Genomic DNA, 12,410 nt, shown 5'->3' on the forward strand with positions numbered 1-12,410 from the left:
ACAAAACATGATATAGTTGTCCCAATTGTTCAATAATTTTTATCGAAAGTGGTTTACGGAGGGGAAACATGTCTACAAAAGCTGATAATCGGCACTTGTATTTGAAAGTAATTGAACGAATTAAAGAGGATATAAAAAATGGGATCTACACTGAGAAGGAAAAGCTGCCTTCTGAATTTGAGCTTTCCAAAAAGCTTGGTGTCAGCAGAGCAACGCTAAGAGAAGCCTTGCGGATACTGGAAGAAGAGCATGTGATTATCAGAAGGCATGGTGTAGGCACTTTTGTCCATTCTAAGCCGTTATTTCTTTCGGGCATTGAACAGCTGAACAGTGTAACCAAGATGATAGAACAGGCGAATATGACCCCTGGCACGATTTTTCTATCATCACAAGTACTTATGCCGTCTGAAGATGATACGAAGAGATTTCATTTGGCAGAAGGGCAAGAACTTTTTTACCTTGAACGAGTCAGGACAGCTGACGGACAGCCGATTGTATATTGTATAGACAAAATTCCGATGAATATTTTGCCGAATTCTTTTTCTCATCAGCAAGAATCTATGTTTGACCTGCTTGAGAAAAATTCAGGCTCCGTAATCAGCTATGCAGTAACTGATATAGAACCGATCGGCTATCACGATACCATTTCTCCAGTACTTGAATGCGATCCGGAAACAGCCCTTTTGCTGTTAAAACAAACCCATTACGATCAGCACGATAAACCGGTGCTTTATTCTTTAAATTATTTTAGAGCAGATAAATTCAGATTTCATGTTTTGCGTAAACGATTCTAAAAACGGACGCCTGTATGTGTCTGTTTTTTTATTTGCCCTGATTCATGTTTCTTTGTACATACTTTCATTCCGGTTAACGCAATATATAAGGGATGACAAGAAAGTGAATGGGTGAAAATGTTGAGAGAGAAAAATGGAATGAAAAATATTATTGCATTGTCTTCTGTCCCGCTTGTGATGACACTCGGGAACTCCATGCTGATTCCTGTTCTTCCGATGATGGAGAAAAAGCTGTCTGTGACTTCATTTCAAGTATCTTTAATCATTACTGTATATTCAGTAGTAGCAATTATTTGCATTCCGATTGCCGGATATTTGTCGGATCGTTTCGGGAGAAAAAAAATATTGCTTCCATGCCTCCTCATTGCAGGATTGGGGGGAGCCGTAGCTGCTTTTGCCTCGACCTATATGAAAAACCCTTATGCTATGATCTTGGCGGGGCGGGTTCTTCAGGGCATTGGTTCTGCAGGTGCCGCTCCAATTGTCATGCCGTTTATCGGCGACCTGTTTAAAGGAGACGATGAAAAGGTCAGCGCGGGTCTTGGCGATATTGAAACCGCCAACACGTCAGGGAAGGTACTGAGTCCCATACTTGGAGCCTTACTGGCTTCTTGGTATTGGTTTGTACCATTTTGGTTTATTCCGTTTTTCTGTTTGATCAGCTTTTTGCTCGTATTGTTTTTGGTGGCCAAGCCTGAAGAAGATGAAGATGCGCCTGCTGTTTCTGAGTTTATTAAGAGTGTGAAGAAAATCTTTAAACAGGATGGTCGCTGGCTTTATACGGTCTTCATTATCGGGTGTGTCATTATGTTTTTGTTATTTGGCGTATTATTTTATTTATCAGATACGCTGGAGAACAAGTATGCTATTGACGGAGTAGCTAAAGGCGGATTACTGGCAATCCCACTTTTGTTTTTGTCAACCAGTTCTTTTATAGCTGGCAAAAAGATCGGTAAAGATAAAGGCCGAATGAAATTTTGCGTTGTTACAGGAATGATTCTGTTAACCCTTTCGTTTATTGCCTTGTGGTGGAACCACAGTTTTTATTTTTTATTTGTCTTTTTAAGCTTTGGCGGGATTGGGATTGGAATGGCTCTTCCTGCTTTAGATGCATTGATAACCGAAGGGATTGAAAGTGAACAATGCGGAACCATTTCCTCCTTCTACAATAGCATGCGCTTTATAGGAGTAGCTCTCGGTCCACCTGTTTTTGCTGCATTAATGTCTAATGCAAACTGGATTATTTTCATACTCTCGGCGTTTTGCAGCATCGTTTCTTTATTTTTAGTGCTCTTTACTGTAGATGCTAAAAAAAGTGAAGAAGAAGAAAAAAACTTAGGGACGGTCTAGCCAGCCGTCTTTTTTTGCGCTTCCTTGCACAGTTTACAACTGTACCTATACAGCATGCGGAGGTTATTGTTTCCTTATAAATCCTACAGTTGCTATAATTACATGAAAGAGTGTTTCTGCGGATGCTGAAAATTGGTCATAATACATACTAATTAAGAAATGAACGAAGGAGGTTCCATATGTCATATGTTAATGAACTCAAATCAAAGCACGGCGGTTTAACCGCACACATTGTAAAAACAGAAAAATTCAAAACCGTCTCGCTTATTTTTAAGATGCTTGCGCCGCTGACAAAGGATCAAGTCACCAAAAGAGCGCTGCTTCCGCATGTGCTTCTTCGCGGAACGAAAAGCCATCCGAAAACCGCAGAATTGCGTTCATACCTGGATGAGCTGTACGGCACGTCAGTATCGGCTGACCTTACGAAAAAAGGAGAGCGGCACGTCATTACGTTCAGGCTTGAAATCCCGAATGAAAAATATTTAAAAGACCAAACGCCGCTACTTGAGAAAGGGCTCCAGCTTCTTGCAGAAATCGTCTTTTCACCTGCTTTAGAGGGAGACGCTTTTCAGTCACAATATGTGGCTCAAGAAAAACGGACGCTTAAGCAAAGAATCCAAGCCGTCTATGATGATAAAATGCGCTATTCGAATTTAAGGCTGATACAGGAAATGTGCAAAAATGAGCCTTACGCGCTTCATGTCAATGGTGAAATCGACGATGTTGATGACATTACGGCAGAGCAATTATACGAAACATACCAAAGCGCTATCCAAAAAGACCAGCTTGATCTATATGTTGTTGGCGACGTGGACAGTAACCAGGTACAATCGGCAATTGATAAGTATTTCAAAACAGAAGAGCGCACTCTTGGCACGATTGAAAACAATCACGCTGATGAAAAAGTTCAGCCAAAAGAAGTAATTGATGAAGAGGATGTCAAGCAAGGAAAACTGAATATCGGCTACCGCACCAGCATCACTTATACAGATCAGGATTATCCTGCTTTACAAGTGTTTAACGGATTGTTCGGCGGATTCTCTCATTCTAAACTTTTCATTAATGTTCGGGAAAAAGCCAGTCTTGCTTACTACGCGGCTTCCCGTATAGAAAGTTTTAAAGGCTTGTTAATGGTGATGTCAGGCATTGAAGTGAAAAATTTTGAACAGGCGGTTTCGATTATTGCTGAGCAATTCCAGGCAATGAAAAATGGCGATTTCAGTGAGCAGGATATAGCACAGACAAAGGCCGTCATTCGAAATCAAGTGCTGGAAACGATTGATACAGCATACGGTTTATCTGAATTTTTATATCAGCAGGCTGCTGCTCAAGTCGAGATTCCTATCGAAGACTTTCTTGCCAATATTGAGAATGTCACAAAAGAGGATATCATTAAAGCCGGCGAAAAGATTCAGCTTGATACGACTTATTTCTTAAAAGGGACGGAGGGTGCATCTTGATCAAACCAATCGAATATGAACAGCTTCAGGAGACGCTGTATCATGAAAAAATGTCCAACGGCCTTGATGTTTACGTTTTGCCGAAAAAAGGCTTCAACAAGACATATGCGGTCTTTACAACAAAGTACGGCTCGATAGATAACCGGTTTGTCCCTTTAGGTAAAAACGAGATGGTTCACGTGCCGGACGGGATTGCTCACTTTCTTGAGCACAAGCTGTTTGAGAAAGCGGACGGAGACGTTTTTCAAGATTTCAGCAAACAGGGGGCTTCTGCCAATGCGTTTACGTCATTTACAAGAACGGCTTACCTTTTCTCAAGCACATCAAATGTTGAACGCAATTTAGAGACGCTGATCGATTTTGTACAGGACCCATATTTTACTGAAAAAACGGTTGAAAAAGAAAAAGGGATTATCGGGCAGGAGATTAATATGTACGACGATAACCCTGATTGGAGGCTTTACTTCGGGGTCATTGAAAACATGTACAAAGAGCATCCTGTCAGAATTGACATAGCGGGAACAGTGGAAAGCATTTCACATATTACAAAAGACCTTCTTTATGAATGCTATGAAACGTTTTATCACCCGAGTAACATGCTCCTTTTCATTGTCGGACCTGTAGATCCTGAAGCGATTATTACTCAGGTAAGAGAAAACCAGGAGAAAAAGCCGTATACCGATCAGCCGGAGATCAAACGAGAAGAAGTGAAAGAGCAAGAAGCGGTTTTCCGAAAAGAAAAAGAGATCAAAATGAACGTGCAGGGACCGAAATGTCTTGTCGGGCTGAAATCCAAAAAGCCGTTTAAATTAGGCAAAGAGCTCTTAAAGCATGAACTTTCAATGAACTTATTGCTTGAAGCTCTTTTTGGCAAAAGCTCTGCCCAGTATGAATCACTTTATGAAAAAGGATATATTGACGAAACGTTCAGCTTTGACTTTACTGCTGAATATGGGTTTGGTTTTGCGGCGATCGGCGGAGATACGCCTGAGCCTGATCAATTGGCTGAAGACATTTCAAGCATGCTTTTGCGCGCCGGTGAACTGATTACTGCTGAAAAGATTGAACTTGCCAGAAAGAAAAAGATCGGTACATTCTTAAAAGCGCTGAATTCCCCTGAATACATCGCCAATCAATTTACCCGTTATGCGTTCTTGGATATGAGTCTGTTTGACGTTGTAACGGTACTCGAGCAGATTACCCTCGAGGATGTCCAGAACGTAATACAAGAGGAAATTGCTGCAGACAGACTGACTGTCTGCAAGGTTGTTCCTAAATCATAAACAAAACATCCCTCCAGTGTGAGGGGTGTTTTTCTGCAGAAAGAAGGAAAGAGGATGAACAAAACAGCACTAATCACCGGAGCAAGCGGCGGCATTGGCAAAAGCATCAGCGAAACCCTTGCAGCTAGAGGATACGATCTGCTGCTGCATTACAATACAAATCAAAATGCGGCAGCGGAGCTTGCTGAAAAACTAAGTCAGATGTTTGGCGTAAATGCGGAGATATTACAAGCTGATCTGTCCGCGCAAGATGGAGCAGATAAGCTGACAAGTTCAATTGTTCAGCCGATTGATGCGATTGTTTTAAACAGTGGAAGAAGCCATTTTGGGCTGATTACGGATGTAGATAACGCAACAGTCCAGGAAATGGTTCAGCTTCATGTGGCGAGTCCGTATATGCTGACGAGAAACCTTCTGCCAGGCATGATTCGGAATAAATCGGGAGCGATTGTGGCTGTCAGCTCGATTTGGGGAGAGACTGGAGCATCCTGTGAAGTGCTGTACAGCATGGCAAAAGGAGCTCAGCATTCGTTTGTAAAAGGATTGGCTAAGGAGCTGGCGCCAAGCGGGATCAGAGTAAACGCCGTAGCGCCGGGCGCAGTTGATACAAATATGATGAATCAATTTACCCCGGCTGAAAAAGAAGAGATCGCTGATGAGATTCCGATCGGCCGGCTGGCCCGGCCGCAAGAAATTGCGGATGCAACAGCTTTTCTCCTGTCTAAAAAAGCGTCATATATCACCGGCCAAATTCTGTCGGTGAATGGCGGCTGGCACTGCTGATCCGAAAATATTCGGTGTATAGTTTCTTTTGTGAAGGACACAATAATCTTGTAACTTCACATGAAATGGAGGAAACAAGCATGTCAGTATTAGAAAACTGGGATAGCTGGAAAAACTTCCTTGGCGACCGTCTAAACTATGCGCAAGATAAAGGTATGAGCCAGGATACGATTACAGATCTTGCGACAGAAATCGGCAGCTACTTGGCTAATGAAGTGGAATCTAAGAACGAGCAGGAAAAAGTGCTGGCAGATCTTTGGAGTGTAGCATCAAAAGATGAACAGCACGCCATTGCCAATATGATGGTTAAGCTTGTTGAAAATAACAGCACTCACTAGGAAGAGAGGGGATTTTTCCTCTCTTTTTTATGTTTTCCTCATCACAGCAACATTCTTCTTTCTAATTAGAGAAAAATGCTTTATGATAAAGGAAGGTAAAATTTTGCCACAATGAAGGGGGTATATCATTTGGCAAAGCTCGAATGGTATTTTGAATATGAAATTCAAGTGAACCGCCCCGGACTGCTCGGGGATATTTCATCTCTTCTTGGGATGCTTTCTATCAACATCGTAACGATAAACGGCGTCGATCTTTCCAGAAGGGGAATGCTCCTCAGGTGCCGCCATATAGATCAAATTAAACGATTAGAATCAATCTTAAAAACGATGGAAACAATTAAAGTAACGAAGCTTAGAGAACCGAGGCTTCGCGACCGTCTTGCCGTACGCCACGGCCGTTATATTCAACGGGATGCCGATGACAAGAAAACGTTCCGCTTTGAACGGGACGAGCTTGGCTTATTAGTCGATTTTATGGCCGAATTGTTCAAAAAAGAAGGCCATAAATTAATCGGAATCAGAGGTATGCCGCGAGTCGGGAAAACGGAATCGATTGTAGCCTCTAGTGTGTGTGCAAGCAAAAGGTGGCTGTTTGTGTCATCAACCTTGCTGAAGCAGACGATAAGAAGCCAGCTGATTGCCGATGAATACAGCACTGAAAATGTCTTTATCGTTGACGGAATTGTGTCAACACGAAGAGGATCAGAACGCCATCTCCAGCTGGTCCGAGAAATCATGCGGCTGCCTGCAACAAAAGTGGTGGAGCATCCGGACATATTCGTTCAAAATACAGAGTATACACTAGATGACTTTGATTATATTATTGAACTGAGAAATGACCCTGATGAGGTTATTACATATGAACATGCCGAGGAACCCCAAATGTTTGATCAATCCGGGTTTTCAAGCTTTGATTTTTAAAATTGGAAGGTGTTTGTTGTGACTGAACTAGGAATCCGGCTCAAAGAAGCCAGAGAGGAAAAAGCAATGTCATTGGATGATCTCCAAGCGGCAACAAAGATTCAAAAAAGGTATTTAACCGCCTTGGAGGAAGGAAACTATGACATTATTCCGGGGAAGTTTTATGTTCGGGCATTCATCAAGCAATATGCAGAAGCCGTTGGGCTTGATGCGGATCAGCTGTTTGAGGAGCATAAAAAAGATATCCCTAATACGTATCATGATGATGTGTCTGAAAAGATCTCCGGCATGAATCTTCAAAAGGAAATGCCAAAGCCAGCATCTAAGGCGCTCGAGCTGCTGCCAACGATACTTGTTATTCTCGGCGTGATTGTCGTGATTGCCATTGTGTACGCGATCATTCAGTTTGCCAATCACAAAAACAGTGATGATCACAATGCGGCATCAGAAAAAGCAATTACGCAAAGTGAGAGCAAGTACGAAATCCCTAAAGATTCAACGCTGAAAGAGAATCAAAATAACAGCTCTGAAAAAGAGACAGACACTAAAAAAGAAACGAAAGAAAACGAAGATAAGAAAAAAGAAAATGACAGTGATAAGCTGGAGATTAAAGCTGCTGGCACTGAAGGATCGTTAACGACTTATGAAGTGTCCGGCGCTGATAAAATCGAGCTGGAACTGAAGGCATCAGACAGCTCCTGGATTCGAGTGCGCGATGAAAACAGCAGCTCTTTAAAAGAAGGAACGCTGAAAAAAGACGAGACCTATAAAAAAGACATAACTGATCAGAAACAAGTTGATATCCGCACCGGATATGCACCTAATCTGAAAATAAAAATCAACGGTAAGGTTCTTTCATATGAACTTGATCCGAAAAAAGTGATGGCACAAACTATAAAGATTGTAAATAAAAAGGAAGAAAAGTCATCTTAATTACCAGATGACTTTTCTTCACGTCCGAGTATGAAATTGGAGGGGCTTTATGTTTAACTTACCAAATAAAATCACACTAGCTAGAATCGCATTAATCCCAATCTTCATGATTATCATGCTGGCGCCGTTTGACTGGGGCAGGCTCGAAGTTGGAGACGAATCGATCCCGGTCGCACATTTGGCGGGGGCCATTCTATTTATTATTGCATCTACAACAGACTGGGTGGACGGGTATTATGCCCGAAAATTGAATCTCGTAACAAACTTCGGGAAATTTCTTGATCCGCTTGCGGACAAACTGCTGGTATCCGCAGCGTTAATTATCCTTGTTCAATTTGATCTCGCTCCAGCTTGGATGGTCATTGTGATTATCAGCAGGGAGTTTGCCGTGACAGGTTTAAGGCTTGTCTTAGCCGGAACAGGAGAAGTCGTAGCTGCTAACATGCTTGGTAAAATCAAAACCTGGGCACAGATTATTGCGGTATCCGCATTGCTTCTTCATAATCTTCCATTTGAACTTGTGTCATTCCCGTTTGCAGACTTGGCACTGTGGGTAGCCGTCTTCTTTACTGTCGTCTCAGGATGGGAATATTTCTCTAAAAACTGGGAAGCGTTAAAAACATCTAACTAAGAAAGAAGGACTTCGTCATGGAATTTCCAAAAAAAGCAGAAATAATTGCAGTCGGTTCAGAGCTGCTGCTTGGCCAAATCGCCAATACAAATGCTCAATTTATCAGCAAACAGCTCGCTGAAATCGGGGTCAACGTATTTTATCATACAGCGGTCGGAGATAACCCGGAGCGGCTGAAGCAGGTCATCCGCATTGCTGAAGAACGCTCTGACTTCATTATTTTTTCAGGAGGGCTTGGACCCACAAAAGATGATCTGACGAAAGAAACGATTGCAAATACGCTGGGACGTCCGCTTGTGTTAAATGATGAGGCATTCCAATCCATTGAGGACTATTTCAAACGAACAAAACGCACGATGTCACCTAATAACCGAAAACAGGCGCTTGTGATCGAAGGTTCTGACGTGCTGGCGAATCACTTTGGAATGGCCCCGGGAATGCTCACAGAGCATGAATCGCGCTATTATATGCTTCTTCCTGGACCGCCGAGCGAATTGCGTCCAATGTTTGAAAACGAGGCAAAGCCTCTTCTGCTGAAAAAGATGGGTTCAAATGAAAAAATTGTGTCAACCGTTCTTCGCTTTTTCGGTATCGGTGAATCTCAGCTTGAAGCCGATTTGGAAGATATTATTGATGCGCAAACCAATCCGACAATTGCGCCTTTGGCGGCTGATGGAGAGGTGACGCTGCGTCTGACAGCCAAACACGCCGATGAAAAGGAAACAGAGCGTCTGTTAAAAGAAACAGAGGCCGTTATCTTAGAGCGTGTCGGTGAATTTTTCTATGGTTACGATGATACTTCTCTTGTAAAAGAGCTATCTATAGCGTGCAAGGAAAAAGGCATTACAATTTCTGCGGCAGAAAGTTTTACCGGAGGGCTGTTTTCTGAATGGCTGACGGATCATAGCGGTGCCTCAAAATTATTTGCCGGGGGCGTTGTTTGCTATACAAACGCCGTGAAGCAGAATGTGCTTGGTGTCAAGAAGGAAACATTAGATCGTTTTGGGGCGGTCAGCAAGGAGTGCGCATCCGAACTGGCTAAGGGTGTTCAAAAACTCACTGGCTGCGATATCGGCATTAGCTTTACTGGTGTAGCAGGACCTGATGCTCAAGAAGGGCATGAGCCTGGGCATGTGTTTATCGGCATTTCCGCAAATGGTAAAGAAGAGGTTCACGAGTTTCACTTTGCGGGCTCCAGAACGGGGATCAGAAAACGCGGCGCTAAATACGGCTGCCATTTAATCTTAAAGCTTTTAGAGCAAAAATAATATTTTCAGCACATTATCCTCCTAAGAAAACATGATTTCTCTGATACATTATGATATTTTGATAGGAATCACGCCAAGAAAAAATCCGAATATGCGTTCGCTTTTTTCTTGGCAAATCCCTTCAAACAGGGTATAGTATATGTAGTGGTAACATAAAGGAGGAAAAAATAGAATGAGTGATCGTCAGGCAGCCTTAGATATGGCTCTTAAACAAATAGAAAAACAGTTCGGCAAAGGTTCCATTATGAAACTGGGAGAAAAGACAGATACAAGAATTTCTACTGTACCAAGCGGCTCCCTCGCTCTTGATACAGCACTGGGAATTGGCGGATATCCTCGCGGACGGATTATTGAAGTATACGGTCCTGAAAGCTCAGGTAAAACAACTGTGGCGCTTCATGCGATTGCTGAAGTTCAGCAGCAGGGCGGACAAGCCGCGTTTATCGATGCGGAGCATGCGTTAGATCCGGTATACGCGCAAAAGCTCGGTGTTAACATCGAGGAGCTTTTACTGTCTCAGCCTGACACAGGCGAGCAGGCGCTTGAAATTGCGGAAGCATTGGTTCGAAGCGGGGCAGTTGACATTGTCGTTGTCGACTCTGTAGCCGCTCTCGTTCCGAAAGCGGAAATTGAAGGCGACATGGGAGATTCTCATGTCGGTTTACAAGCACGCTTAATGTCTCAAGCGCTTCGTAAGCTTTCAGGGGCCATTAACAAATCGAAGACAATCGCGATTTTCATTAACCAAATTCGTGAAAAAGTCGGCGTTATGTTCGGGAACCCAGAAACAACTCCTGGCGGCCGTGCGTTGAAATTCTACTCTTCCGTGCGTCTTGAAGTGCGCCGTGCTGAACAGCTGAAACAAGGCAACGACGTAATGGGGAACAAAACGAAAATCAAAGTCGTGAAAAACAAGGTGGCTCCGCCGTTCCGTACAGCCGAGGTTGACATTATGTACGGAGAAGGCATTTCAAAAGAAGGCGAAATCATTGATCTAGGAACTGAACTTGATATCGTGCAAAAAAGCGGTTCATGGTACTCTTATGAAGAAGAGCGTCTTGGCCAAGGCCGTGAAAATGCAAAACAATTCCTGAAAGAAAATAAAGATATCATGCTGATGATCCAGGAGCAAATTCGCGAACATTACGGCTTGGATAATAACGGAGTAGTGCAGCAGCAAGCTGAAGAGACACAAGAAGAACTCGAATTTGAAGAATAAAAATAAAATAAGTTTCAAATGATACAAAAGGCTGAGTGAAAAACTCAGCTTTTTTGTATTTTGCAAAAAAATGATAAAAATATTGCTTTTTTTGACAACTTTTTTATGGCTTTATTCGTCTAACAAAACGTGTGCAAAATGGAATTTATTTTGGGAGGAAAAAATGAATGACAAGCCCAACCCGCAGAAGAACTGCGAAACGCAGACGGAGAAAACTAAATAAAAGAGGAAAACTGTTGCTTGGTCTTTTAGCAGTGATGGTTTGCATTACGATTTGGAATGCTCTTCATCGGAATAGTGAAGAAAACGAACCATCTCAAGAAACTGCAGCGGTTTCAAATACCGATCAGAAAAAAGAGGTCAAAAAGAAAACTGCCAAAAAATCAGAGGAACAAATCAAAACAGTGGATCGAAATCAAAAAATCAGCAATTATTTAGAAGAAATCGGTTTCAGTGGAACAGCCATGATTGTCAGAAATGGAGAAATCGTAACAAATAAAGGTTTTGGCTATGCTGACCGTAAACACTACATTCAAAATAATCCATTGACATCTTTTTATGTCGGTTCATCACAAAAAGCGCTGATTGCAACTGCTATTTTGCAGCTAGAGGAAAAGGGGAAACTTCAGACAAGTGATCCGGTAAGTACGTATTTACCTCACTTTCCTAACGGACAAACGATTACTTTGAAGAATCTGCTTACACATACATCGGGGATAAACGGACATATTGAAGGAAACGGCGCCATTACGCCGGACGATTTAATAAAAGACATAGAACTGCAGGGAATCAAACGTCAGCCGGGCGTATGGGACTACAAGGATTCCAACTATTCTGTTCTCGCTTATATTATTGCTGAAGTAAGCGGTGAGTCCTATGAACAGTACATAAAGAATCATATTTTTAAACCTGCGGGAATGACGCATGCAGGCTTTTACAAAACATATGAAAAAGAACCTTATCCTGCTGTCGGGTATAAGATGAAGGGCGGCAAAACAGTTACACCGTATATACCTGATCTATCTCAGCTGTATGGAGCCGGTGATATTTATATGAGCGCTATAGATATGTACAAATTTGACCAAGCGCTGATAGACGGAAAACTGTATTCGCAAAATAGCTATGAAAAGATGTTTACGCCAGGGAGCAGCTCCACATACGGCATGGGATTTTATGTTGCTCCCGGAAGCTATTCAAACCATGGTGTTATGCCGGGCTTCAATATCTTGAACAGCTTTAGCAAATCTGGGCAAACCATTGTTATTTTGTTCTCAAACATTCAAAATAATGCTAAATTGGGCCAAGTGAACAATAAAATATACCAGCTTCTGAATCAAGAATGATTGGCGTTCTTCTTTTGGATGAATTGCATTCGGAACGTGAAAAGACGACTGGCCTGCAAACGTTAAGATGGCAAGCTTGACAAGTAT

The 12,410-nt window shown here is 42.4% G+C and carries 12 protein-coding genes; all 12 read left to right on the forward strand.

Translation table 11 applies throughout. The features are described 5' to 3' along the window. The first annotated feature begins 68 nt into the window (after window positions 1–68). The 12 genes from QF06_RS07460 (at window position 69) to QF06_RS07515 (ending at window position 12,323) form a co-directional block, all read left to right on the forward strand. The gene (locus QF06_RS07460; protein WP_003245732.1) at window positions 69–794 is read left to right on the forward strand and encodes a GntR family transcriptional regulator; all 726 of its coding nucleotides are present in this window, start codon (window positions 69–71) and stop codon (window positions 792–794) included. Window positions 795–932: 138 nt separating this feature from the next. After that, window positions 933–2,144 carry a bacillibactin exporter BcbE gene (gene bcbE, locus QF06_RS07465; protein ID WP_031600514.1) on the forward strand — a complete coding sequence of 404 codons (1,212 nt, stop codon included), beginning with the start codon at window positions 933–935 and terminating at the stop codon, window positions 2,142–2,144. Between the two features lie 179 nt (window positions 2,145–2,323). Continuing rightward, complete coding sequence (gene yfmF / locus QF06_RS07470) at window positions 2,324–3,604, forward strand: EF-P 5-aminopentanol modification-associated protein YfmF (RefSeq protein WP_043940116.1); 1,281 nt, start codon at window positions 2,324–2,326, stop codon at window positions 3,602–3,604. Then, window positions 3,601–4,887: an EF-P 5-aminopentanol modification-associated protein YfmH gene (gene yfmH / locus QF06_RS07475; RefSeq protein WP_043940117.1), complete on the forward strand. Its 1,287-nt coding sequence runs from the start codon at window positions 3,601–3,603 to the stop codon at window positions 4,885–4,887. Before yfmF ends, yfmH begins: the two co-directional genes overlap by 4 nt. A gap of 54 nt (window positions 4,888–4,941) precedes the next feature. Further along, complete coding sequence (ymfI, locus tag QF06_RS07480; RefSeq protein ID WP_043940118.1) at window positions 4,942–5,670, forward strand: elongation factor P 5-aminopentanone reductase; 729 nt, start codon at window positions 4,942–4,944, stop codon at window positions 5,668–5,670. Between the two features lie 80 nt (window positions 5,671–5,750). Then, window positions 5,751–6,008: a DUF3243 domain-containing protein gene (locus QF06_RS07485; protein ID WP_003245199.1), complete on the forward strand. Its 258-nt coding sequence runs from the start codon at window positions 5,751–5,753 to the stop codon at window positions 6,006–6,008. A gap of 129 nt (window positions 6,009–6,137) precedes the next feature. After that, window positions 6,138–6,929, forward strand: coding sequence for a DUF3388 domain-containing protein (locus tag QF06_RS07490; protein ID WP_003220998.1), 792 nt, complete (start codon window positions 6,138–6,140; stop codon window positions 6,927–6,929). A gap of 18 nt (window positions 6,930–6,947) precedes the next feature. Next, a complete protein-coding gene (gene rodZ, locus QF06_RS07495; RefSeq protein ID WP_021479276.1) occupies window positions 6,948–7,862 on the forward strand; it encodes a cell shape determination protein RodZ in 915 nt (304 codons plus the stop codon). Between the two features lie 49 nt (window positions 7,863–7,911). Beyond that, on the forward strand, window positions 7,912–8,493 hold the full coding sequence (gene pgsA, locus QF06_RS07500) for a CDP-diacylglycerol--glycerol-3-phosphate 3-phosphatidyltransferase (RefSeq protein ID WP_003244753.1): 582 nt from the start codon (window positions 7,912–7,914) through the stop codon (window positions 8,491–8,493). Between the two features lie 17 nt (window positions 8,494–8,510). Beyond that, on the forward strand, window positions 8,511–9,761 hold the full coding sequence (locus QF06_RS07505; protein WP_043940119.1) for a competence/damage-inducible protein A: 1,251 nt from the start codon (window positions 8,511–8,513) through the stop codon (window positions 9,759–9,761). Between the two features lie 172 nt (window positions 9,762–9,933). After that, window positions 9,934–10,980, forward strand: coding sequence for a recombinase RecA (recA, locus tag QF06_RS07510; RefSeq protein ID WP_003245789.1), 1,047 nt, complete (start codon window positions 9,934–9,936; stop codon window positions 10,978–10,980). 167 nt (window positions 10,981–11,147) lie between these two features. Further along, window positions 11,148–12,323, forward strand: coding sequence for a serine hydrolase domain-containing protein (locus QF06_RS07515; protein ID WP_032725712.1), 1,176 nt, complete (start codon window positions 11,148–11,150; stop codon window positions 12,321–12,323). The last annotated feature ends 87 nt before the right edge of the window (window positions 12,324–12,410 follow it).

The organism is Bacillus sp. YP1, from assembly GCF_000877815.1.
Classification (GTDB): domain Bacteria; phylum Bacillota; class Bacilli; order Bacillales; family Bacillaceae; genus Bacillus; species Bacillus subtilis.

What these genes read in the sequence shown, in the direction of transcription:
- QF06_RS07460 (WP_003245732.1), top strand. Translation starts at nt 69, where the DNA reads ATGTCTACAAAAGCTGATAATCGGCACTTGTATTTGAAAGTAATTGAA.
- bcbE (WP_031600514.1), top strand. Translation starts at nt 933, where the DNA reads ATGAAAAATATTATTGCATTGTCTTCTGTCCCGCTTGTGATGACACTC.
- yfmF (WP_043940116.1), top strand. Translation starts at nt 2,324, where the DNA reads ATGTCATATGTTAATGAACTCAAATCAAAGCACGGCGGTTTAACCGCA.
- ymfI (WP_043940118.1), top strand. Translation starts at nt 4,942, where the DNA reads ATGAACAAAACAGCACTAATCACCGGAGCAAGCGGCGGCATTGGCAAA.
- QF06_RS07485 (WP_003245199.1), top strand. Translation starts at nt 5,751, where the DNA reads ATGTCAGTATTAGAAAACTGGGATAGCTGGAAAAACTTCCTTGGCGAC.
- pgsA (WP_003244753.1), top strand. Translation starts at nt 7,912, where the DNA reads ATGTTTAACTTACCAAATAAAATCACACTAGCTAGAATCGCATTAATC.
- QF06_RS07505 (WP_043940119.1), top strand. Translation starts at nt 8,511, where the DNA reads ATGGAATTTCCAAAAAAAGCAGAAATAATTGCAGTCGGTTCAGAGCTG.
- recA (WP_003245789.1), top strand. Translation starts at nt 9,934, where the DNA reads ATGAGTGATCGTCAGGCAGCCTTAGATATGGCTCTTAAACAAATAGAA.
- QF06_RS07515 (WP_032725712.1), top strand. Translation starts at nt 11,148, where the DNA reads ATGACAAGCCCAACCCGCAGAAGAACTGCGAAACGCAGACGGAGAAAA.